The 23,479-nt window shown below is 45.3% G+C and carries 17 protein-coding genes; 15 read left to right on the forward strand and 2 right to left on the reverse strand.

Features of this window, described 5'->3' with window-relative positions:
* Positions 1 to 31 precede the first annotated feature (31 nt).
* From GLW00_RS04135 to GLW00_RS04165, 7 genes are all read left to right on the forward strand, one after another.
* Positions 32 to 442 carry a c-type cytochrome gene (locus tag GLW00_RS04135; protein ID WP_160911459.1) on the forward strand — a complete coding sequence of 137 codons (411 nt, stop codon included), beginning with the start codon at positions 32 to 34 and terminating at the stop codon, positions 440 to 442.
* A 239-nt stretch (positions 443 to 681) separates the two neighbouring features.
* Complete coding sequence (gene ftsE / locus GLW00_RS04140) at positions 682 to 1,368, forward strand: cell division ATP-binding protein FtsE (protein WP_160911461.1); 687 nt, start codon at positions 682 to 684, stop codon at positions 1,366 to 1,368.
* A gap of 427 nt (positions 1,369 to 1,795) precedes the next feature.
* Positions 1,796 to 3,295, forward strand: coding sequence for a S41 family peptidase (locus tag GLW00_RS04145; protein ID WP_160911463.1), 1,500 nt, complete (start codon positions 1,796 to 1,798; stop codon positions 3,293 to 3,295).
* A 106-nt stretch (positions 3,296 to 3,401) separates the two neighbouring features.
* Positions 3,402 to 4,592, forward strand: coding sequence for a PDZ domain-containing protein (locus GLW00_RS04150; protein ID WP_237417409.1), 1,191 nt, complete (start codon positions 3,402 to 3,404; stop codon positions 4,590 to 4,592).
* 68 nt (positions 4,593 to 4,660) lie between these two features.
* On the forward strand, positions 4,661 to 5,317 hold the full coding sequence (locus GLW00_RS04155) for an AraC family transcriptional regulator (protein ID WP_160911466.1): 657 nt from the start codon (positions 4,661 to 4,663) through the stop codon (positions 5,315 to 5,317).
* Positions 5,318 to 5,528: 211 nt separating this feature from the next.
* The gene (locus tag GLW00_RS04160) at positions 5,529 to 6,368 is read left to right on the forward strand and encodes an ABC transporter ATP-binding protein (protein WP_146816949.1); all 840 of its coding nucleotides are present in this window, start codon (positions 5,529 to 5,531) and stop codon (positions 6,366 to 6,368) included.
* 154 nt (positions 6,369 to 6,522) lie between these two features.
* Positions 6,523 to 8,595, forward strand: a complete 2,073-nt coding sequence (locus GLW00_RS04165; RefSeq protein WP_160911468.1) for a sensor domain-containing diguanylate cyclase — start codon at positions 6,523 to 6,525, stop codon at positions 8,593 to 8,595.
* 30 nt (positions 8,596 to 8,625) lie between these two features.
* Here the strand turns inward: GLW00_RS04165 and GLW00_RS04170 are convergent, their stop codons facing one another.
* The gene (locus tag GLW00_RS04170) at positions 8,626 to 9,276 is read right to left on the reverse strand and encodes a haloacid dehalogenase type II (protein ID WP_160911470.1); all 651 of its coding nucleotides are present in this window, start codon (positions 9,274 to 9,276) and stop codon (positions 8,626 to 8,628) included.
* Positions 9,277 to 9,352: 76 nt separating this feature from the next.
* On the opposite strand from GLW00_RS04170, the gene GLW00_RS04175 reads away from it, so the two are divergent.
* Both GLW00_RS04175 and GLW00_RS04180 read left to right on the forward strand, forming a co-directional pair.
* The gene (locus tag GLW00_RS04175) at positions 9,353 to 9,913 is read left to right on the forward strand and encodes a zinc dependent phospholipase C family protein (protein WP_160911472.1); all 561 of its coding nucleotides are present in this window, start codon (positions 9,353 to 9,355) and stop codon (positions 9,911 to 9,913) included.
* Between the two features lie 104 nt (positions 9,914 to 10,017).
* Positions 10,018 to 10,905: a COX15/CtaA family protein gene (locus GLW00_RS04180; protein ID WP_160911474.1), complete on the forward strand. Its 888-nt coding sequence runs from the start codon at positions 10,018 to 10,020 to the stop codon at positions 10,903 to 10,905.
* A gap of 151 nt (positions 10,906 to 11,056) precedes the next feature.
* On the opposite strand, the gene GLW00_RS04185 is transcribed toward GLW00_RS04180, so the two are convergent.
* A complete protein-coding gene (locus tag GLW00_RS04185; protein WP_160911476.1) occupies positions 11,057 to 14,260 on the reverse strand; it encodes a DEAD/DEAH box helicase in 3,204 nt (1,067 codons plus the stop codon).
* Between the two features lie 316 nt (positions 14,261 to 14,576).
* Here GLW00_RS04185 and GLW00_RS04190 point away from each other — a divergent pair, with 316 nt between their 5' ends.
* The 6 genes from GLW00_RS04190 (at position 14,577) to GLW00_RS04215 (ending at position 23,469) form a co-directional block, all read left to right on the forward strand.
* On the forward strand, positions 14,577 to 16,166 hold the full coding sequence (locus GLW00_RS04190) for a peptide chain release factor 3 (protein WP_160911478.1): 1,590 nt from the start codon (positions 14,577 to 14,579) through the stop codon (positions 16,164 to 16,166).
* A 216-nt stretch (positions 16,167 to 16,382) separates the two neighbouring features.
* Positions 16,383 to 18,362 carry an excinuclease ABC subunit UvrB gene (gene uvrB / locus GLW00_RS04195; RefSeq protein WP_160911479.1) on the forward strand — a complete coding sequence of 660 codons (1,980 nt, stop codon included), beginning with the start codon at positions 16,383 to 16,385 and terminating at the stop codon, positions 18,360 to 18,362.
* A 7-nt stretch (positions 18,363 to 18,369) separates the two neighbouring features.
* The gene (gene uvrA / locus GLW00_RS04200) at positions 18,370 to 21,246 is read left to right on the forward strand and encodes an excinuclease ABC subunit UvrA (RefSeq protein ID WP_160911481.1); all 2,877 of its coding nucleotides are present in this window, start codon (positions 18,370 to 18,372) and stop codon (positions 21,244 to 21,246) included.
* Between the two features lie 66 nt (positions 21,247 to 21,312).
* On the forward strand, positions 21,313 to 21,684 hold the full coding sequence (locus GLW00_RS04205; RefSeq protein ID WP_160911483.1) for a YojF family protein: 372 nt from the start codon (positions 21,313 to 21,315) through the stop codon (positions 21,682 to 21,684).
* Positions 21,677 to 22,333, forward strand: a complete 657-nt coding sequence (gene bshB2 / locus GLW00_RS04210; RefSeq protein ID WP_160911485.1) for a bacillithiol biosynthesis deacetylase BshB2 — start codon at positions 21,677 to 21,679, stop codon at positions 22,331 to 22,333. The genes GLW00_RS04205 and bshB2 overlap by 8 nt, the downstream gene beginning before the upstream one ends.
* A gap of 101 nt (positions 22,334 to 22,434) precedes the next feature.
* Positions 22,435 to 23,469, forward strand: a complete 1,035-nt coding sequence (locus tag GLW00_RS04215) for a DUF4097 family beta strand repeat-containing protein (RefSeq protein ID WP_160911487.1) — start codon at positions 22,435 to 22,437, stop codon at positions 23,467 to 23,469.
* Positions 23,470 to 23,479: the final 10 nt, after the last annotated feature.

Consider the following 23,479-nt stretch of genomic DNA (forward strand, 5'->3'; position numbering starts at 1 on the left):
ATCTCATCAAAATACGAGAGGGGATACTGGAATGAAAAAACTATTATCTGCCTTAATTTTAGGGCTGATCCTCGTCTTAAGTGCCTGTGGGGGCGGCGGAGACGAAGGAACGTCAGATGAAAGTGCGAACGATGAAACGACAGAAGAACAAACTGGTGAAGAATCCGGTGAAGGTACAGATGAAGGAACGGCAGACAGTGGTGACGGCGAGACGGTCGACACAGCAGCTGCAGAAAAAGTGTACGAAAGCAACTGTGCCACCTGCCACGGTGGTGAGCTTGGCGGTGGAATGGGACCAGCCTTGACTGAAGTAGGTACCAAGTATTCAGCGGATGAAATCGTAGACATCATTAAAAATGGTAAAGGCGGCATGCCTGCTCAAGGGCAAGTATCTGATGACGATGCGCAGCTTGTAGCAAGCTGGCTTGCGACAATGAAATAAGATTCTGGTGAAAAAGTCTGGTCATCCACCAGACTTTTTTTGTACGCTTTTAACTAAGTCTGCTGCAGCAAAAAATTTCATTATAAAAAATAGCTCTATAGGCGAATCACTGTCTTATGAAAAACAAATGTAATAATTTCATGTCTAAATAAATCGAAAATTAATGTTATAATAAATGTGTTTGTAGACAAGAGAGAAGACAACTGACTTAACATTATGAGAGATACAGGTGATTTAACATGATTCATATGCAAGGAGTATATAAAACATATCCGAATGGAGTCACAGCGTTGAACGGACTGGATATCCGTATCGACCAGGGAGAATTCGTCTATGTCGTAGGTCCAAGTGGTGCCGGTAAATCAACATTTACGAAGCTGATCTACAGGGAAGAAAAGCCAACGACAGGAACAGTTCTTGTGAACGACATGGACACCTCCACAATGAAACAGCGCCGCATTCCGGCATTGCGCCGGCAAATTGGTGTCGTGTATCAGGATTTCCGTCTGTTGCCGACACTTACGGTTTATGAGAACGTTGCTTTTGCGCTTGAAGTGATTGAAGAAAATCCACAAAACATCCGTCGCCGTGTCATGGACGTGCTCGATCAGGTGCGTTTGAAAAACAAAGCACGCTTCCTTCCGGATGAACTTTCTGGAGGAGAGCAGCAGCGTGTATCCATTGCCCGTGCGATCGTGAACCATCCGAAAGTGCTGATCGCTGATGAGCCGACCGGTAACCTGGACCCGGAGACATCCTGGGAGATCATGCACATCCTTGAAGAAATCAATGAAGCAGGGACAACTGTATTGATGGCGACCCACAGCCAGGAAATTGTGAACACGATTCGTAAGCGTGTCATTGCCATTGAGGACGGGATGGTCGTTCGTGACCAGAGCAACGGAGAATATGGCTACGAAATGTAAAGGCATAGAGACTGTCTCAGTTTGGAGACGGTCTTTTTCTTTTGTTTTTTGGGAAGTGTGGCACCTGCTTCCTTCTTTTTAGTGCCAGGCACTAGAAAGGTGATTGTGGTGCCAGGCACCAAAAAGTGATAGAAGGTGACAGGCACCAAACAAAGCCTATTCCAAACCTGGCACCGAACGATGAATCACCGATAACAGGTACCCCACTTTTAAATTATGTAGCTGAAAACACACACGAATTTCTATGATTCTCGTTTCTGGTTTAATTACTGGTAGATAGATAGGTGGGGATGTCCTATAATGAAATGGACATGCTATCGTTATTTTTGGCATATGTTAACTCAGAGAACAATCCTTGATTTACGTTGAAGGCGCTTTTTTGCTAGTATAGAGGGAACATGAAATCCACAATAGAAGGGTGAATGCGATGAATATAAAACCGCGCTACGTTGCGCTGTTGATGGCGCTAGCGGTCCTATTTGGAGCGGCAGGCTCGTATATAGGAATAGAATACTTCGCTGACGGCACGAACGAACAGGCACAATCTGAACAGTATGCAGATAAAGATGCGGAGAACTTCGGGAGTTTGTCCAAAGAGGAACAAAAGGCATTCATACAAAATATGTCCGGGAACGCCGATTTGAAAAAGGTGGAACAGGCATTTAGTACAATTCAGGAAAATTATGTAGAAGAAGTAGATAAAAACACCCTTGTTGAAGGGGCGATTCAGGGGATGCTCGATACGCTCGAGGATCCATACAGCGTGTATATGGATCCAGAAACGATGGAGCAGTTCAACCAGACGATCGAATCCTCTTTCCAGGGGATTGGTGCAGAAGTGAGCATGGTCAATGATAAGGTGACAATTGTCGCACCTATCAAAGGGTCACCCGCTGAAGAGGCCGGCTTGAAGCCGAACGATCAGATCTTGAAAGTGGATGGCGACAGTGTGGAAGGCCTTGACCTTTATGAAGCGGTTCTGAAGATCCGCGGGGAAAAAGGGTCAGAAGTGACGCTGCAAATTGACCGTCCAGGAGTCAGTGAACCATTGAACATCGACATCACCCGTGATGATATTCCATTAGAAACCGTGTACACCGATACGAAGGAGATCAATGGCAAAAAAGCCGGTATTATTGAAATCACTTCCTTCTCTGAGAAAACTTCGGATGAATTCCATGAAGCTTTAGAGAAGCTTGAAAAGGATGACATGGACGGGCTGGTCATTGATGTGCGTGGAAATCCTGGAGGCTTGTTCACGGACGTTCAGGAAATTTTGAAAGAGTTCATTCCGAAAGATAAGCCGATTGTTCAGGTGGAAGACCGTAAAGGTGAGAAAACGCGTTATTTCTCTGAAAACGAGGAGAAAAAGCCGTACCCCATTACCGTCTTAATGGACGAAGGCAGTGCATCCGCTTCGGAGATTTTAGCTGCGACGATGCAGGAAGCGGGCGGTTATGATCTTGTCGGAACGAAGAGTTTCGGTAAGGGTACCGTTCAGCAGGCGTTACCGATGGGCGATGGCAGTACCATCAAACTGACCTTGTTTAAGTGGTTGACGCCTGATGGCAATTGGATTCATGAAAAAGGGATCGAACCGACAGTGAAAGTAAAACAACCGGAATACTTTTACACGAATCCCGTAGAAGTGGAAGAATCCCTTCAATACAATGACAATGATGAAAAAGTGAAAAACATCCAAATTATGCTGAAAGGTCTAGGGCATGATCCGGGCCGCACAGATGGATACTACAGCAAAGATACAGAAGCTGCTGTCCAGGCCTTCCAGGAAGAAGCGGGACTTGAAGCGACCGGTGTTGTTGATGAGAAGACCGGCGGCAAGCTTGAAGAAGCGATTATAAAAGAAGTGCGGGACGAGAAAAACGACAAACAAATGCAGAGAGCGGTCGAGGTCTTGTTTCAATAGGCAGGAATTTGCCGCTGGATGACGAATTATATCCGTAGTCTGTGACTGCGGATTTTTTCGTTATTGGGTAGAGACAACAGAGTGCGGCACGACTGAAAGGAGAATCATGTTGGACGTTTGGTTGATGGAATTTGCAAAAGGGATGGGGATGATGGTCACTCTCCCATTTTTATACATAGCACTAGCGATGATTTTCATCGTATCCGGAAAACGAGTCAAAGAGGAACGAGCGGCTTTTGGCACACGAATCTTTGACCGCTTTACCGAATGGAAAGGAACGTGGGGAACGGCCCTCATAAGCGGCTTGGTTTTATCCGTGTTGGCGGTTGGTGGAGGTGTGGTATTCAGTTACCCGTTGCTTCTTCTCATAGCCGGGATTCTGCTCCTTGTCAGTTTAACTGGACGATTGAGCTGGTACTCGTCTGCTTATACGCTGGGGTTAAGTTACCTGGTCTTACTTGTCATCCCCTATCTCCCTGAATCTGTGCGTAGTTACGAATGGATCGGTGTTCTCCAGGAAACGCCTCTTCACACATTGGCGGTTTTAATGGCCGTCCTTTTATTAACCGAATCGATCCTGATGCTGCGTACAACAGCCTCTCTTACGTATCCCGAACGGTTGAAAGGGACGCGTGGAATGTGGATTGGCCAGCACAGGTCAAGAAGGATGACGATCGTTCCGTTTCTCGCGTTGTTTCCAGGGGGCATGATTGAACCTTTTGCCCCGTGGTGGCCGCTTGTTTCATTTGGTGGAGAAACGTATGGGTTGATTCTTATTCCATTTGTTATGGGATGGGAATGGAAAGCTCGCGGGCAGTCTCCTGTGGTCGCGGCAAAAACGATGGGGCGGCATGTTTTCTTACTCTCGCTCCTCGTGCTTGGACTAGCTATTGGAAGCTTTTTCATAGGTGTGCTGTCCCTTGCAGCTGTAATGATCGGCTTGATTGGCCGTGAATTTATATTCGTGTTGCACCGTATGCGCGAAGAGAGAACCCCGTTCTTTTCTTCTACGAAAAAGGGCATTCGTATTCTGGGTGTCATACCGAGGAGTCCTGCTGATCAGATGGGACTCACACCTGGGGAAGTCATCGAACGAGTGAATGCAATCCCTGTAAGGACAGAAAATCAATTTTATGAAGCCCTGCAAAATTCAGGGGCGTTTACAAAAATGGAAGTACGCGATGAATGGGGAGAAAACCGCTACGTGCAGCGTGCGATGTATGAAGGTGAACACTATGAACTTGGACTTGTGTTTGTGGAACCTGCCACCCATGAAGCATCTTTGGGCATTTTCTAAATAATTGGAATCGGAACGGTTATCTGGGCCTCGAAGATAACCGTTCTATTTTTAAAGGGGGAGTTTCGGTGCAGACGTTACATATTTTGAATGGAGAAGAAATGGAAAAGGCTTTTCAACGCAAGGGACTTGTAGAAGGTGACCCAATGATTCCTTTCAATGAAGCGATGTGTGCGGGTGAGACCTGTGAAACCATATTCTCAGACCGATTTATAAAAACAAGGGCTTTGACTCATGGCGTTTCTGAAAGTGACTACAGACGGATCACTGTAGAAAAACTGGAGGCTGTGTTCCATGAAGGACGAGATCATCTTCAGTTATGGTTTGATGAAGATATGTTCTGCCAGATCAATCTTCTTACTCTCCTGGCCTGGCTTGATCAAATCGGTTATGAAGGAAAAGTCGAACTTCGTATAGTCACTCAGCAGTTCGATCCTCTCGCCACCTATACTCTTCATGTAAATGGATATCTATCAATGTATAAACAGGTCCTTATAAACCGGTCGACTCCGGCTGAAGTTTCTCTTCCCCCGCTTAGCAAGGGCATCGAATTGTACTTGAAATACAAGGGCAGAGATAATGAGCTTGTCAGATTCATCGAACATCATCCTGATTTATCCGAGGATAAGCTTGTAGATCGGATGATTGAAACTTTTGAGGAATTTGGACTGGGAGACGTCCAGTACATGCAGTTGATCCGAAATGTAAGAGCTTCTGAGCGGTGAAGGAGCCTCTTTTTGATTGAAGGAAGATGTTCTCATTTACTGGTGACGTGCATACAATTTCCACAGTTCAGTGATGAAAATGATTCTCAAATTCATTGACAGAGTGGAAACGAGCCCATAAACTAGATAGTAGATAAAATATAGAATTCGTGATTTTTCGTGTAGCTCCAACAGCGATAGATTTCGTGAGACATAAAGGAGAGGTCAGATTATGGATACCCTGTTGGCGAATAATTTAACTTTAGGCTATGGAGATTCCATCATCATAGATTCATTAGATATTACGATCCCGAAAGGCAAAGTCACTGTACTCATCGGTGGAAACGGTTGCGGCAAGTCCACATTGCTTCGTTCGATGGCTCGTTTATTGCGTCCAAAATCAGGAGAAGTCGTACTGGATAGCGCAGATATTTCCAAAATGCGTACGAAAGATGTGGCGAAAAAGATGGCCATTCTTCCGCAAAGTCCGACAACTCCTGAAGGTCTCAGCGTCTATCAGCTTGTAAAGCAAGGCCGTTATCCTTATCAAGGGTTCGCCAAACGCTGGTCGGACGAAGATGAGAAAGCTGTCACGCGTGCGCTTGAAGATACAAACTTGATGGAGTTGAAAGACAGAACGGTTGATTCTCTATCCGGCGGTCAGCGTCAACGTGCGTGGATCGCGATGACTCTTGCTCAGGATACAGATATTCTTCTATTGGATGAACCGACGACTTATTTAGATATGACGCACCAGATTGATATTCTTGATTTGCTCTTTGATTTGAATCAGGACAATGGACGTACAGTAGTTATGGTGCTTCATGATATTAACCTGGCCTGCCGTTATGCCGATCATATCATCGCCGTGAAAGATAAAACGGTCTTCGCACAAGGAAAGCCTGAGGATGTTGTAACTTGCGACATGATGCAGCATGTATTCGAAATGCTATGTGATGTAAGAGAGGATCCTCTTTTCGGTACACCGATGTGCATTCCCCATGGCAAAGGGCGCTGTTTGATCAAACAAGCGCAGGCGGAAGCTCAGGCTCAACAAAAACAAACGGTATAACTATCAAAAGCAATGTGCGCTGCACATTGCTTTTTTTCTTATCTGGAAAGGATTTCTGACTTTTTTGGTAGAAAGATACATAGAGAAGCAGGAACCTAACATGATAACATGGTATACATGTGTAAATACGATTTTATGATTGAGGGGATAATCCATGGAACGGGTGAAAGATTGGATGGATCAGGGGATCATAGCAGGGATTGCTGACCGCATTCCCCATGAACACTTGTTGCATATGCTTATGGATGGAATATCCGACTATATCTTTTTTATGGAAGTCGTCGGTGAGAGACGGTTTAAATATGTATATATGAATGATTCTGCGAAAAACCATTCCCCGATTAAAGGTGCGGGATGGGAAGGTAAATACATAGAAGACCTCCTAGGTGAGGAACAAGCCGAAGATTTAATTGAGGCCTATGAAGCGGTCGTCAGAAAAAAAGAGCCGCTGACTTACGAAGATGAAATTCTGGTCAATGGAAAACTGTTCAGAGGGCATTCTGTGCTGACGCCGACCATGGACGAGTCGGGAGAAGTGACGCACATTGTGTCGATCACGAGAAACATTACAGATGTGATTGAAAAAGAGCGCGACCTCAGCCGGATCAATGCCATGTATCGTTCCTTAATGAAGGATACGACAGATGCGATTTTAATTGTCGATACGGCGGGAAATATTTTGGAAGCGAACCATGCATTAGAAGAACTGTACGGATATACGAAAGAAGAGATGCAAACCTCTTCTTTTCCTTTTATACCCTCGAACAGGAGAGAAGAAGCGCAGGAACTTGTTCGTAAAGGGAAGGAAAGAGCGATCGCCCGGTACGAAACGGTCCGTCAAAGAAAAGACGGGACACTCGTGGATGTTTCCATCAGCATTTCTCCGATTCAGAACGAGGACGGGGAGGCGATCGGACTCAGTTCCATTGTAAGAGACATTTCCAAAGATAAGGCCGCTCAGCGGAAGCTGGAAGCGAGCAGATCGCGCTATCGATCGTTGTTCAAACATAACCCGCAGCCTATTATGACGCTTACATTCCAGGGGCTGATTAAAAAAGCAAACCGTGCCACATTGAGCCTTTTGAAAACAAAGGAGGAAACTCTGGCGCAAACGTCTATTATCGAATGGGTGCCAGAAGAGCAGCGAAGTTGGTTGAGAAAGCAGTTGTTAGAATCCTTTTTCCATAAAGGAACCCGGTTTGAAACGAGTTTTTGGATGGATGGTGAAGAACGTATTCTAAGAGTCTCTCTCGTTCCGATTATTAACGAGGGGCAGAAAGAAGGAATTTACGCCATTCTTGAGGACCGGACGGAACAAGAGAGGGCCGATGAAGCTTTAAGGCAGAGTGAGGAAAAGTTCCGTCTGATAGCGGATCATTCCAATGATTTAATCTCGGTTTTCTCACCGATGGGAGAACTGGTTTACGCGTCTCCATCACAAGAGAAATTCTTAGGCAGGGCCCCGAATGAAATGACTTCAACAGAACTGCAGCAGCAGCTCGAGCCTGCTGATTTAACTAACCTTACTCATGCCTTTAAATGGAGTGAGAAGAGCAAAGAAGCGTTTACGGTTTCCCTGACATTGAAAAGTCAGAATGGAGAGCCTGTCTGGTTTGAATGCAGGGGGACGCCGGTAGTCAGTGAACAGAATCATGTCAGCCATTTCGTCATTGTGGCGCGGGATATTTCCGAGCAGAAAAATTATGAGGAGAAACTTGAGCGTTTTGCTTTTTACGACTATTTAACAGGTTTGCCGAACCGGCGACTTTTTGAAGACCGGGTCGAGCAGGCCATTGCAAAAGCAGAACGGTCGGGAGAGTCATTCGCCCTCCTTTATTTAGATGGGGACGGGTTCAAGTGCATCAACGATGAATTCGGCCATGAAATCGGAGACGAATTTTTGTGCCGTGTCGGCCAGCGGATGAAAGAGTGCATCCGGTCGGGAGATTCGGTCGGACGAATCGGCGGCGATGAATTTGCGATTCTACTGGAAGACATGGCGGATCGTGATCAAATGTATGAAGTCTCTATGAGAGCTCTCGAGAAATTGAGAGAACCGTATATGGTTAAAGGAGAGGAAATCCGTTCCTCTTTCTCCATAGGCGTTGCCTGTTATCCAGAAGGCGGACAAACCTTGGATGACCTTTTCCGGTCAGCAGACAAGGCTCTTTATAAAGGGAAGCGGGACGGAAAAAATCAGGTGCGTTTATATGAGAATCATCGATAAAAAGCGGAGCCCCTTGAGGCTCCGTCTTTTTTATTCTGGAATTTCATTAAGGTTGTTAATGGTGTGCGTTGGGTTGATTCCTAGTTCCGGCCATTTTTGCTGCTTTCGGTTCACCCAGGCCGTATGGAAGCCGTAGGACGCTGCTCCCGTAATGTCCCATGGATTACTTGAAAAGAAAAGGATCTCTTCTTTTTCAAATCCCAGCTGTTCGTGGGCGTAGCTGTAGGCATTCGGGTGAGGCTTGAACACTTCAATATCATCAGCGCTGAGTAAATCAAAGTCGTCTTTCAACTGGTTGTTCTCTAAGAGAGGCTCTAACATCGAACGTGTCCCGTTAGAGAAAATGGTAAAGGCTTTCTCTTGATGATTTTGCTTCAAAGAAGGGACCTCATCGTAAGGCTGAAGTTGTTCATATTCGTGCATCAGATCTTCCACGACATCGGGTTTCACATCCACATTACTATAAGCGAGGGCATCTAAAAGCGCCCACCTGGTAATGTCGGTGAATGGCTTGTATCCTTGGATCAACTGCCGGACGAGGAAATAGTGCACCTGCCGGCTGCGCCACTCTTCACTCACCTTGGGACCTTGGTCAGGGAAAAATTGATGGATCTTTTTCATGACGCTATGAACGTCAAACAACGTTCCATACGCATCGAAAACATAGGCTTTATAAGTCATAGGTTCAGACTCCTTTCCATGGATTAGATTCCCCCTGGTGAATCAGGGTAAACAAGAAGTTAGGGGAGGGAGAAGAATGAATACACTGCACCATGGCTACTGGACATTTTTTGCAACAAGAAAACAAAGGTACACCGGTTGGTTTATTTTCGGGAGCCTATCACCGGATATCGTGTATTATGTCATGTTCCTTTATTTAAGTGTAAGAAGACAGGCCTGGCAGGTGATGGACGACGCCGATCCGATGCGGTCTTTATTTGGTTTAGTTCATGATTTGTTTGAGCATCCGGTCGTTTTTATTTTGCGTCATGCTGGGCATTCGTTGTTTATATGGGGAATCTTTTTTGTACTTGTTTTAATTTGGAAAGGAAGAAGTCTCTCGGTGTGGACCGCTTTTTCTTATGGGTGGCTTGGGCATGTGATCCTTGATATTCTTACCCACCATGATGATGCGGTTCCTATGTTTTATCCGATTAGCAGCTATACGTTTAAAAGCCCTGTTTCCTACTGGGATGATGATCATTATGCGAACGTTTTTTCAATGGTCAATACCATGCTGATTGCGGTTTCTCTCCTCTATTTGCTCTTTAGTAAAATCAGGAAGAAACGCCGTTCACAAAAAGTTCATGACTCATGACGGCGCTTTCCTTTCTCTATCATCTAAAATTCATGATATGATTTACTTAGGAAACAAACAATATTCATAAACACCATGATCATAGATAGAGAAAGGGTAAGACGATGAAGAAATTTTCAATTCTAACAACATTCGTTACGTTTCTCGCGTTGATCCTCGGAAACCTGGTCGTTGCGACAGATTCAGGGGACTCGTGTGGGACGACGTGGCCGGTCTGTAATGGAAAGATCTTTCCTGATATTACGGACTATCACGTCATTATAGAGTATTCACACCGTTTGATGGTCCCATTGCTTATCATGCTAACCGGCCTCAACGCTGTTGGTGCGATCTATAAATACCGCAAAAATAAATCTGTATTTATTTTAGCTATTCTAAGTTTGGCACTGCTTATATTTCAGTCTATCGTAGGTGGTTTAAACGTCCTTCTTGGCACACCACCTGGGTTTACGACGTTTGATGTTACTTTCAGTCAGCTGCTGTTAATCGTTCTAGTTTTGTTGAGTTACAGTCTGCATGAAAAGAAGATCGAGCTGAACCGGACGAGCTGGGCATCGGTATCCATGAGTTACCGCGCTTTCTTGATCGGCTATATCGCCTATATTGCTCAAGTCATTCTCGGAGCATTCTTTAAGCACAGTCGTGCAAGTAACGTCATGATGGACATTCCAGCGATGGAGTACTTGATCACAAGTGAATCTGTGGCGAATGCCGTGTATTCCTTACACTGGGTGGCTACCTTTGTGGTCATTGTCGCAGCGATTTGGTTCGTCATTTATGCATCAAGGTTCAAATACCATATCGCGTTATCCTGGGCCTATTTGATCTCACTTCTGCTGAATGCAGTGGTAGGATTTATTATTGTCGTTACAGGAAACGTCGTCCTCGCTTCATCCATGCACATGCTCATTTCCACAGTGACAATGGTCATCGGAGCGTGCATCCTCGGAGGATACTGGTTCAAACTGCAAAAGAAATCAATGAAAGCATAAAAGGAAGCTGCCGTGTAAGGCAGCTTTCTTTTTTGAGTTTGTATGGAAATTTCTGTATGACCTGGTCTGGAACTTTGTTCCAGACCAGGTCATACAGAAAATACCAATTGAAAAATAAGCAAAAGAAAAAGAGCCGTTTGGGAACGGCTCTTTATTGGAAGAGTTGTTTGATTTCTTCTTCGCTCAGGGAAGTCAGCATGGATTCGCCCGGTTGGATAATTTGGTCAACGAGATCGCGTTTCTTTTGTTGAAGTTGATAAATACGCTCTTCGATTGTCCCTTCGGATATCATTCGGATGACCTGCACGACTTTTTCCTGGCCGATACGGTGTGCACGGCCGGCCGCCTGTTCTTCGATGGCCGGGTTCCACCAGAGGTCGTAGAGGATGACGGTGTCTGCGCCTGTGAGGTTCAGACCGGTTCCTCCCGCTTTCAGGGAGATGAAAAACGCATCTTTTTCCCCTTCGTTGAAAGCTTCGACCATCTCCATTCGTTTTTCTGATTTGGTGCTGCCATCTAAGTAGAAGGCCTGTAAGCCATCTTTGGCCAGTTCATCGTGCATCTTGGTCAGCATGCTTGAAAACTGAGAGAAGATCAGCAGTCGGTGCCCACTTTCTTTCAGCTCACGCGTCAGTTCTTTCAACTGTTCAAGCTTTCCGGACTGTCCTTCGTAGTTCTCAAGGAACAGACCGGGGTGACAGCAAATTTGACGCAGTCTCGTAAGCCCAGCAAGAATTTCAAGCTTGCCTCGCTGGATTCCCTTCGTTGCAATCGTCTCCTGGATGTCGTTTTGAATCCGCTCCAAGTACGCTAGGTACACTTCTTTCTGTTCCCGTGTCAGCTCTGAATATTGGACCGTATCAATCTTATCTGGCAGCTCATCGAGCACTTCTGTTTTCATCCGGCGTAAGATGAAAGGTCGCGTCATCAGAGAGATTTTTTCCGGCTTCAACTGCAAAAACTTTTTCTTACTGGTGAAAAATCCTGGCATGATTGTACGGAACAGTGACCAGAGTTCCTGCAGCGAATTCTCAATAGGTGTGCCACTTAAGGCGAAACGGTGTCTCGATTTAATTGATCGAACGGCTACAGCTGTTTTCGTCGTTTCATTTTTAATCGCCTGGGATTCATCAAGGACCATCGCGTGAAACTTTTGCTCTTCATAGGAAGTGATGTCCTGCCTGAGCAATGGATAAGAGGTAATCCAAACATCCTTAGCTGCCGCTTCGTTCAGCGCTTCCTGCCTCGCTGAAGGATCTCCGGTCAAAATCTGCACTGACAATTGCGGAGCAAATTTCTCGAGTTCCTTTTTCCAGTTGTACACAAGAGAGGCAGGAGCAATGATGATGGCTGGGTCAGTCATCTTCCCTTTCAACTTTTCATCCAGCAGGAAAGTAATCGTTTGAATGGTTTTCCCTAACCCCATATCATCCGCGAGTACCCCGCCTAAGCCGTAATGGCTGAGCATCTTCATCCAGCGGAAGCCGGTCAATTGGTAGGGGCGTAAGTCAGCCTGCAGACCTTCCGGTGGATCAATTTCAAAGGATTGAGGTGATTTCAGCCGATCGACAAGCTCTTGGAAAAGCTGATTTCTTTCTGCTTCACTTGGATTCAGCGCATCTTCCACCTGCAAGCTTCGTGCTGTTGAGACTTGAAAATGGTTGTCTTCTAAATCTTTCGTGCTTAAGTCAAGATCATCGACGAGTTTTTGAAAACGATCGAAGGATTCACTGGTTAAAGCCATGAGCGCACCATCAGACAGGCGGTAATACTTTTTCCGTTCAATGACGGCTTTAAGTGCTTCTGTAACATCGTCATCACTAATGCCCTCGATAGTAAAATTGATATCGAGCCAATTGCCGTCGCTCTCCAGTTCAACCGACGTCTGCAGTTCAAGGGGGCGATCTTCTACAAGAGAACGGACCGAAGACGACAAGTAAACGTCACTATGTTCTTTCAGCTTTGGTAAGTAGTGATAAAGGAATTGATCAAGCTTGTCTTCGTCCTCTATATAGACCATTTCTCCATCAAATTTGAACTCGGCAAGTTCAATGATCTGCATGATTTCCTGCTCTGTCTGTCGATCCCGTCTGACAATGGTTTGATTGCTCAATGGCTGTTCATTGAAGGGATCGATGGTCAAGTCACCATATTGAAAGTTCACATCAAGCGTGAGTGTCCACTGTTGAAAATCCAAATAGGTTTTAGCAACGAGCGACTCCTGCACAATTTTTTCCTGAGCGGAGCGATCAAGCTGGACATCTGCTATGGTTTCAAGTTCAGGAAGGACATACGATACAATCCCTTCCATATCATGATGGCTTACGGTGTGGCTGCCATTGGAATTGTAAGGAAGGATGGTGTAAAGCGTTTGAATAACTTCCTCCTGCTTAGCATCGACGGGATAAAAAGTTCCTTGCTTATAAAGAAGGTGGTAATCCGACAGGTAATCGTAATCTTTCAAATGGTTCATGTGCATATGAAAGTGGCCTCGTTCTTCAGAAACGTAAAAAGAAAGGTCAGGGAACTCCTCTTCGAAACGGATGATTCCCACGTTTTCCCCGCGTTCCATGACCTCTGTCTGCTGCTTTTCTAAAAGAGGGAGCAGTTGGTCAGCAAGTGTGGGAGAAATTTTTAATACTTTTGGTTCGGCCGAATTCCACTGCTGCTCATAAAATTGCTCTTGTTCGTAGGCAAGCTGTAAAAGCCTTAAAATTTCTTTGTCATCAGCAGAAAAGGAGTGTTCTGCCGGGTCGTACGTGAACTTCTTAGTAATGCGGTACGCTTGATTTTTGCGGATATGATCAAGCAGCTCGCGAATATTTTTAATCACATAGGGATAGTTTTCCCCGAGCTTCATTTCCAAGCCGAGACTCTTAGAACCGAGAATGGATTGAAGGTGAAGGTAATATTGGATTTGAAGAGGCTTCTTCAAATCCTCCCCGCCACGATTTTCCTGACGCTGTCTGAACGCTTCGAACAAGCTGACCGCAAACATCCGGTCCTGGTTCGTCAAACCGGACTGCGATTTCCGCCCCTTTTCTGCTAGTTTCGGTGCCAGATCCTCTAATGTCTTTTCCCGGATGGCAATCAGGACGGCAGCAATATGTTTGCAGGTATAATAGGTGGAATAAGCCGCACATTCGCACGTCGCTTCCACATCTTCGTCCTCAAAAAAGAAGACACGCACTTCATAGTCGTGTGTACCTGCAACGACCGCCCGCCATGAACGGATCGCGCTATTATGAGAAAGGCCGTACACTTTCCCCCGGTCGAAATATTGCTTTCCGCGTGTGTAAAAAGTCTGACCAGTGATTTTCTTTATATCGTTCGGTTGTAATAAGTAACTCTGCATAACTGGCATCCTTACTATCGTTTTTTTCCTATTATAACAGGTTTCAACACCCAAAGAGAATGAGAGGGTTTAGGAAGAAGTGGAAGGCTGGGTTATCCATAATCTGGATGACCTGGTACACCAATATTTGGAAGGTGTTCGTATTTGTGATTGATTTTACAGGTGGGTTATGCTAACTTTCAAAGTATAATCAAAAAATTCGACGAAGGCGCTTGAGTGTGTGAGCGCTTTTTTTATGGAGTGAATCTGCCAATGTAAAACGTATATCCTACCCAGCCTAATGTATTGAAATTCTTAATAAACGGAGGATATCACGATGAGTCAAATACAAGATGAAATGAAAAAGCGCCGTACGTTTGCTATTATCTCCCACCCGGACGCCGGTAAAACAACGATGACGGAGAAAATGCTGTTATTCGGAAACTTGATCCGCTCTGCAGGTACGGTCAAAGGGAAAAAGTCTGGTAAGTTTGCCACATCCGACTGGATGGAAATTGAAAAACAGCGTGGAATTTCTGTCACGTCCAGTGTGATGAACTTCCCTTACAAAGATTACCAAGTAAATATTTTAGATACACCCGGACACGAAGACTTCAGTGAAGACACGTACCGCACATTGACGGCTGTCGACAGTGTTGTCATGGTTATTGATGGCACAAAAGGGATTGAGGCGCAGACGCTCAAGCTCTTTAAAGTTTGTAAAATGCGCGGCATCCCGATCTTCACTTTTATCAACAAAATGGACCGCGAAGGCCGTGAGCCGTTGGAATTGATGGAAGAAATTGAAGAAACCCTAAACATCGAAACGTATCCAATGACCTGGCCGGCAGGTATGGGCAAGCGCTTCTTAGGCGTTTTCGACCGTGAAAATGAACAATTTGTTCATTACACAGGGAACGAGGCAGAAGAATATATTCCTTACAGCGAACTTGACCAGCACCCTGAGTTGACGGAGAATGCCACGTTCCAGGAATCGGAAGAGGAAATGGAAATGGTCGCTGAAGCTGGAGATACCTTCGATATGGAAAAAGTGATGCGCGGCGATCAGACGCCTGTCTTCTTCGGAAGTGCTCTTGCTCCATTCGGGGTGGAAACTTTCTTCAATTCATTCATTGATATGGCCCCTGAACCGGCACCAAGAAAATCGACAGAAGGTATTGTTTCTCCAGATCATGAAGAATTCTCTGGTTTCATCTTTAAAATTCAGGCGAACATGAATCCGCAGCACCGCGACCGGATTGCTTTTGTTAGAATATGCTCCGGAAAGTTTGAGCGTGGGATGAACGTGACGCTCTCCCGTACAGGAAAAACGTTCAAGCTTGCTCAATCCCAGCAATTTGTGGCTTCTTCCCGTGGAACCGTAGAGGAAGGGTATGCCGGGGATATTATCGGAATCTATGATCCGAACGTCTACCGAATCGGAGATACGATCGTAACTGGTAAATCCAACTTCGAGTACGATGAGCTTCCACAATTCCCACCTGAACTATTTAAGAAAGTAACGGCGAAGAACGTCATGAAATCCAAGCAGTTCAGAAAAGGGTTGGAACAGCTTGTGCAAGAGGGCGCCATCCAGTTGTTCAAACGCTATCGTTTCGAAGACTATATCATCGGAGCGGTTGGTGAGCTTCAATACGAAGTCTTTGAATACCGTATGAAGAACGAGTACAACGTAGACATTGAGTTGACACCTCTAGGTGAGCGTATTCCTCGCTGGCTGCAGGAAGACCAGGTCGATGAATCGCTGTTTGATGAACGAAACATGCTTGCAGAAGATCGCGAAGGCAACCCGCTTGTCCTCTTTAAAAACGACTTCTCTCTACGTTGGTTCAAAGATAAAAATCCAGATATCGAACTGACCGACCTGTTCGAAGTGAACGAATACAACCAAACGTTGAATTCCTAATAAGCGAAGCACTTTGCGTAAAAGCAAAGTGCTTCTTTTTATTATTGAAATGGGATAAACTGGATGACCTGGTGTGGAATATAATTCCACACCAGGTCATCCATTAATTGTCAGCGCCGACTTGGATGCGAATGTTTGTTCGTTCGATGTTAGAATGGTAAACTGTTGTGGTAAACTAAAAAGTACGAGTATAGACAATGAACGGAGGTTTTCGTCGTGGAGGAGAAGTTTGAATTAGTTTCACAGTATTCACCTCAAGGGGATCAACCGCGAGCGATTGAAGAACTTGTTCAAGGAATTGAACGAGGAGATAAGCATCAGACATTGCTCGGGGCCACAGGTACAGGTAAGACATTTACGATGTCCAATGTCATTGAGCGGGTGAATAAACCGACACTGATCATCGCCCATAACAAAACGCTTGCTGGACAGTTATATAGTGAGTTCAAAGAGTTTTTCCCGAACAATGCTGTCGAGTATTTCGTCAGTTACTATGACTATTATCAGCCGGAAGCTTATGTGCCTTCGTCAGATACGTTTATCGAAAAAGATGCGAGCATCAATGATGAGATTGATAAATTACGTCACTCAGCGACCTCTGCTCTTTTTGAGCGGAACGATGTCATCATCGTTGCTAGTGTTTCTTGTATCTATGGTCTCGGTTCTCCCGACGAATACCGCAGTCAGGTGCTATCTATAAGATCGGGAATGGAAAAAGACCGTGACGAGTTATTAAGAAATCTTGTAGATATCCAGTATGCAAGGAATGATATCGATTTTCAGCGCGGTACATTCCGGGTTCGTGGGGATTCAGTTGAAATCATCCCCGCCTCGAGAGAAGAACATGCCATGCGTGTAGAATTTTTCGGAGACGAAATCGACCGCATCCGCGAAGTCGATGTTTTGACTGGAGAAGTGATCGGTGATCGGGACCACGTCGCGATATTCCCGGCATCACACTTCGTCACCCGTGAAGAAAAATTGAAAAAAGCGATTAAAAATATAGAAAAAGAATTGGAATTCCGTCTGAAGGAATTGCGTGATCAAGATAAATTACTGGAAGCCCAGCGCCTTGAACAACGGACGAATTATGATCTCGAAATGATGAATGAAATGGGCTTCTGTTCCGGAATCGAAAACTATTCGAGACACCTGACATTCAGAGAAGAAGGGGCCACACCTTATACCCTGCTTGATTATTTTCCTGATGATTTCCTCATGATGGTGGATGAGTCACACGTTACTCTTCCTCAGGTAAGGGGGATGTACAACGGGGACCGAGCACGGAAACAAGTACTGGTGGACCATGGTTTCCGACTGCCTTCAGCCATGGATAACCGGCCGCTCATGTTTCCTGAATTCGAAAAACATATCAATCAGATTGCTTATGTTTCTGCGACCCCGGGTCCTTATGAAATCGAGCATACACCGAAAATGATTGAACAAATCATTCGACCGACCGGACTGCTGGATCCTGAAATTGACGTCCGTCCGATTCATGGTCAGATTGATGACCTTGTCGGGGAAATCAATAAACGAAAAGATAAGAATGAACGCGTCCTCGTGACGACATTAACGAAGAAAATGTCTGAGGATCTGACCGCTTACCTTAAAGACTTAGGGATTAAGGTTGCTTATTTACACTCGGAAATCAAGACACTGGAACGCATTGAAATCATACGTGACCTCAGGGTCGGTAAATACGATGTTATTGTAGGAATTAACCTGCTTCGTGAAGGGCTGGACATTCCGGAAGTTTCCCTCGTCACCATCCTGGATGCGGACAAAGAAGGATTCCTACGTTCCGATCGCTCCCTTATCCAGACGATTGGTCGAGCGGCACGTAATGAAAACGGTCGAGTGATTATGTATGCGGATAAGATGACAAAATCCATGCAGTTTGCGATTGATGAAACTTACCGACGCCGTGAAAAACAAATCGCTTATAACGAAGAGCATGGTGTCACACCAAAAACGATCAAGAAGGAAGTGCGTGACGTCATTAAAGCGACGAACGTTGCCGAAGACGAAGCTGGATATGATACAGGTAAGAAGCCTTCAGAAATGACGAAGAAAGAACGTCTGGAAATGATCGACAATTTGGAAACCGAAATGAAACAAGCCGCACGCGACCTCGATTTCGAACGGGCAGCCGAACTGCGTGATGTGCTGTTGGAATTAAAAGCGGAGGGATGAGAAGAGTATGGTCAGCAAACATATCAGTATTAGAGGAGCACGTGCTCACAACTTGAAAAATATCGATATCGACATCCCGAAAAACAAACTGGTCGTCATGACCGGTTTGTCCGGTTCGGGGAAGTCTTCTTTGGCCTTCGATACGATTTATGCGGAAGGACAAAGACGGTACGTTGAATCATTAAGTGCCTATGCCCGACAATTTTTAGGCCAAATGGACAAGCCCGATGTGGATTCCATCGAAGGCTTGTCCCCGGCAATCTCGATCGATCAAAAAACAACGAGTCGAAACCCCCGTTCAACCGTAGGTACGGTAACAGAAATCTATGACTACCTGCGCTTGTTGTTCGCACGTATAGGTCGTCCGACCTGTCCGAAGCATGGCGTGGAAATCAGTTCACAAACGGTTCAGCAGATGGTTGACCGGGTGATGGAGTATCCAGAAAGGACGAAACTCCAAATCCTTGCCCCTGTGGTTTCTGGTAGGAAAGGTGAACACGCCAAAGTCTTTGAGCAGCTCCAGAAGGAAGGTTATATCCGCCTTCGTGTCAATGGGGAAATGCGCGAAATTTCCGAGGAAATAAATCTCGAAAAAAATAAAAAGCACTCGATTGAGGTCGTCATCGACCGAATCGTCGTGAAAGATGGTGTGGAAGGCCGACTATCTGACTCTATTGAAACAGCGCTTAAACTTGGCGGCGGCCATACCATTGTGGATGTAATCGGAGAAGAAGAGCTGATGTTCAGTGAACACCATGCTTGTCCAATCTGTGGGTTCTCTGTCAGTGAATTAGAGCCAAGAATGTTTTCATTCAACAGCCCTTATGGAGCTTGTAACCGGTGTGACGGTTTAGGAACACAGCTTGAAGTGGACATTGACCTGGTTATCCCGGATTGGGGCCGCTCTTTGAATGAGCATGCGATTGCTGCATGGGAGCCACAAAGTTCTCAATACTATCCACAGCTTCTGAAAAGTGTTTCCGATCATTACGGCATTGATATGGATAAACCATTCCGTGACCTGCCGGAAGAACATAAAGAAAAAGTACTTTATGGCAGCGGGGAAGATAAAATCTACTTCCGCTATGAAAATGACTTCGGAAAAGTACGTGAGAACGATATTTTCTTCGAGGGTGTCATTCCGAACATTGCTCGTCGATGCCGTGAAACGAGCTCGGATTACATCCGTGAACAGATGGAAAAATACATGGCTCAAAAGCCGTGTCCAAAATGTAAAGGAAATCGTCTGAATGAAGAAGCGCTCGCGGTCTTAATCGATGGAAAGCATATCGGGATCACGACTGATTATTCTGTGACTGAAGCGAAAGAGTTCTTCGAAGCTCTTGAGTTGACGGAGAAAGAAGAAACGATTGCCCGGATGATCCTGAAAGAAATCTGTGAACGCCTCAGCTTCCTCGCGAATGTGGGGCTTGATTATTTAACCCTTTCTCGGTCGGCAGGGACCCTATCCGGTGGTGAGGCTCAGCGTATTCGTCTGGCCACTCAAATCGGTTCAGCCCTTACCGGCGTTTTATATGTACTCGATGAGCCTTCCATCGGTCTTCACCAGCGGGACAATGACCGATTAATCAATACACTGAAGCGGATGCGCGATCTTGATAATACGTTGATTGTCGTCGAGCATGATGAAGATACGATGCTGGCAGCGGATTATTTGATTGACATCGGCCCGGGAGCCGGGGCTCACGGGGGAGATATAGTCACTCAGGGAACTCCTAAACAGGTGATGAAAAGTCGTAAATCTTTGACAGGTCAATATCTTTCAGGCAAAAAGTTCATTCCTCTTCCAGCGGAACGCCGGAAGGCCGATGACCGCTTCCTGCGAATTAAAGGAGCCGAAGAGAACAACCTTAAAAAAGTGGATGCAGAAATCCCGCTTGGAGTGTTCACTGCCGTAACAGGAGTTTCCGGTTCCGGTAAAAGTACACTTATTAACGAGATCTTGTACAAGTCCCTTTCTATGAAGCTTCACAATGGCAAGCAAAAACCAGGAAAGCATCAGACGATTGAAGGTATGGAACATCTGGATAAAGTGATTGATATCGATCAATCTCCGATCGGCCGTACTCCACGTTCCAACCCGGCTACTTATACGGGTGTGTTTGATGATATCCGTGACGTATTCGCGCAAACGAACGAAGCGAAAATCAGAGGATATAAAAAAGGCCGGTTCAGTTTCAACGTAAAAGGTGGGCGATGTGAAGCCTGCCGTGGGGATGGAATCATCAAGATTGAAATGCACTTCCTCCCAGACGTTTATGTCCCTTGTGAAGTTTGTGATGGGAAAAGATATAACCGTGAAACCCTGGAAGTGAAGTATAAGGGCAAGAGCATTGCCGATGTTTTGGGAATGACGATTGAAGAAGCGCTTGATTTCTTTGCTAACATTCCTAAGATCAAACGCAAGCTGCAAACGGTCGCTGATGTAGGCCTGGAATATATCAAACTCGGCCAGCCCGCCACTACTTTGTCGGGAGGAGAGGCCCAGCGTGTGAAGCTCGCAAGTGAACTTCACCGCCGCTCGAATGGAAAGTCCTTTTACATTTTGGACGAGCCGACAACCGGACTGCATGTCGATGACATATCAAGGTTATTGAAGGTGTTGCAACGACTTGTAGACAATGGGGATTCGGTCTTGATCATTGAGCATAATCTTGATGTCATTAAAGAAGCCGATCATATCATTGACCTCGGACCAGAAGGTGGAGAAAACGGAGGACGCATTATTGCAAGCGGCACTCCGGAACATGTATCAGAGCAGGAGATTTCTTACACGGGACGCTATTTAAAACCGGTTCTTGAACGCGACAGAGCGCGGATGGATAAGAAAATGAACGCGCGTGAAACCGTAGGGAACAAGTAGATGTTTTGACGCTTGTCTCTAAATTGAGTATCGTTAAACAAGAATCGTTTGACGGGAGGAATACGAGTGGATGCCATTCAACAAAAAGTTGTTCAAGAAAAAATTGACCAACTAGCGAATAAAGAAGTTTATGTACACTTAGAAACGACAAACGGGGCTTATGCAAGTCACTTCGATGAAAATGCCTACAACGTAGGAGCTTTCATCCGAAACGCACAAGTCACTTATCAACACGGAAAAATTGTCAGCACGGGAGGGTCCTACCGCGTAGGTCTCAAACTTGACCTGGGCTGGGTTTATGCCGAAGGTTTGACAGATTTCGAAGTGGATGAGAAGGATCGCCTGCTCATGGCCGGTCATGACCGTGAAGGCCGTTTAATGGTTGCTCTTGAAATCAGCGAGACCCCTTTTTCACATGAGGCGGATCCTGATGAGTAATGAAAAAGTGGTGGTCATCTTCCCGCATCCGGATGATGAATCGTTCGGAGCCTCCGGAACGATATCTAAGTTCCGTGACGAAGGCGTACCGGTAACTTACCTGTGCGGTACGCTTGGGGAGATGGGCCGAAACATGGGGAATCCTGTATTCGCTAATCGTGAGACGCTCTCTTCTTTTCGGAAAAAGGAGTTGGCTGAAGCAGCGAAACAGTTGGATATAGATGTTGAAATGCTTGGCTATAGGGATAAAACATTGGAATTTGAGCCTAGGCAGCAAGTGGCTGAGCATTTGCAGGAACGTATCGAATCATTAGGAGCTACCATTGTTATTACGCATTATCCTGGATATGCTGTTCATCCGGATCATGATGCGCTCGGAGCAGCAGTGATTGAGGCTGTTACAAACATTTCGGAGGAGAAACGTCCGCAAGTGTGGATGCATGCGATTTCCAATGATGCCGAACAAGATTTAGGAAAGCCGGAGATCATCACAGATGTACGCCCTTACTGGGAAAGGAAATTGGCGGCTATCAAAGCCCACCTCTCTCAGGCTGATGGGATGATGAGCTTGATTGAAAATAATGATCAGACTGCTGAGCAATTAGAGCGGTTGAAAACAGAACGATTTTACAAGTATAACTTCCAATGAGACCGGACACCTGAGAAACGAACCAAGTTTTCTCAGGTGTTTTTTAGTTTTTGAACCCTTTCAATAGGGAAAAACGTAAGAGATAAAAAGGAGCTGATCTTATGAACGAAGAACGTATGAAAATTCTACAAATGATTGAAAAAGGCACTATTTCCGCAGAAGAAGGTGCGAAATTATTAGAAGCTGTAGAAGAACCTTCTTCGAAGGAATCAGAGCAGCGCGAGAAATCTTCGAAGTATGGAATTAGAAATTTCCTGGATGACGCCATGGAGAAAATTAAAAATGCAGACTTCGATTTAACTTTTGGAGAATACGTTGAATTCAGTGATGATACGGTTCTTCCTAATGAGACTTTTCATGATGCCGACCTTTCTATATCCAACGGCTCTTTAAAAGTCCATACCTGGGACCAGGAAGATGTGAAAGCTTCTTATCAAGTCAAAGTCTATCAAGTGGAAACAGAGGAAGAGGCGAGGAAAAGATTTCATGATGAAACCCAGGTGGAGATTAAAAATGGTCTCCTTCGCATAGCCAGCCCTTCGAAAAAGATAAAAATGAATGTAGATTTATACATTCCGAATAAAAAATATGAATTTATCAAATCACAATTAACGAATGGTCATTTGGATTTTGAGAATATCAAGAGTGATCACTTCCAGATGAAAACGTCAAATGGAGCCGTCCAAGCGAAGCAGCTCTCTGGAATGACATGTAAAATACAGACCGGCAACGGAGAGGTCCACCTGCAGGAAGGCACTTTTGATGAGTGCGAAACAGATACGATCAATGGAGCCATTACACTTTCAGGAGATATTGGAAAAGCGGATGCTTCTTCAGTCAGCAGCGCTATAACGGTCGATCACAAAGGTACGAAAGCGCACACAGGCTTTTACAAAACAACAACTGGCAGAATACAAGTATCTCTACCAACAGAAAAGAAAGTGGATGGCGTCCTGAGAACGAAATTCGGTCAAATTAAATGTGAGTTGGATAATTATAAAATTTTGAAAGACCGAAATGATGTTGCCAACAAAATGTTGGAATTCGAAGCGTACGAACAATTCGAAGAAGCATATCATATAGAAGCGGAGACGAAGACAGGGGCAGTTACTGTACAATCTCCTGTGAAACTTTGAAAAATGAACG

The organism is Halobacillus litoralis (genome assembly GCF_009856445.1).
Taxonomy (GTDB): domain Bacteria; phylum Bacillota; class Bacilli; order Bacillales; family Halobacillaceae; genus Halobacillus; species Halobacillus litoralis.

Excerpts from the sequence above, each read along its gene's own strand:
- GLW00_RS04170 (WP_160911470.1), bottom strand. The coding sequence starts at position 9,276 with ATGACTTATAAAGCCTATGTTTTCGATGCGTATGGAACGTTGTTTGAC.
- GLW00_RS04185 (WP_160911476.1), bottom strand. The coding sequence starts at position 14,260 with ATGCAGAGTTACTTATTACAACCGAACGATATAAAGAAAATCACTGGT.
- GLW00_RS04180 (WP_160911474.1), top strand. The coding sequence starts at position 10,018 with ATGAAGAAATTTTCAATTCTAACAACATTCGTTACGTTTCTCGCGTTG.
- GLW00_RS04175 (WP_160911472.1), top strand. The coding sequence starts at position 9,353 with ATGAATACACTGCACCATGGCTACTGGACATTTTTTGCAACAAGAAAA.
- GLW00_RS04160 (WP_146816949.1), top strand. The coding sequence starts at position 5,529 with ATGGATACCCTGTTGGCGAATAATTTAACTTTAGGCTATGGAGATTCC.
- GLW00_RS04190 (WP_160911478.1), top strand. The coding sequence starts at position 14,577 with ATGAGTCAAATACAAGATGAAATGAAAAAGCGCCGTACGTTTGCTATT.
- uvrA (WP_160911481.1), top strand. The coding sequence starts at position 18,370 with ATGGTCAGCAAACATATCAGTATTAGAGGAGCACGTGCTCACAACTTG.
- GLW00_RS04135 (WP_160911459.1), top strand. The coding sequence starts at position 32 with ATGAAAAAACTATTATCTGCCTTAATTTTAGGGCTGATCCTCGTCTTA.
- GLW00_RS04150 (WP_237417409.1), top strand. The coding sequence starts at position 3,402 with ATGTTGGACGTTTGGTTGATGGAATTTGCAAAAGGGATGGGGATGATG.
- GLW00_RS04145 (WP_160911463.1), top strand. The coding sequence starts at position 1,796 with ATGAATATAAAACCGCGCTACGTTGCGCTGTTGATGGCGCTAGCGGTC.
- ftsE (WP_160911461.1), top strand. The coding sequence starts at position 682 with ATGATTCATATGCAAGGAGTATATAAAACATATCCGAATGGAGTCACA.
- bshB2 (WP_160911485.1), top strand. The coding sequence starts at position 21,677 with ATGAGTAATGAAAAAGTGGTGGTCATCTTCCCGCATCCGGATGATGAA.
- GLW00_RS04215 (WP_160911487.1), top strand. The coding sequence starts at position 22,435 with ATGAACGAAGAACGTATGAAAATTCTACAAATGATTGAAAAAGGCACT.
- GLW00_RS04165 (WP_160911468.1), top strand. The coding sequence starts at position 6,523 with ATGGAACGGGTGAAAGATTGGATGGATCAGGGGATCATAGCAGGGATT.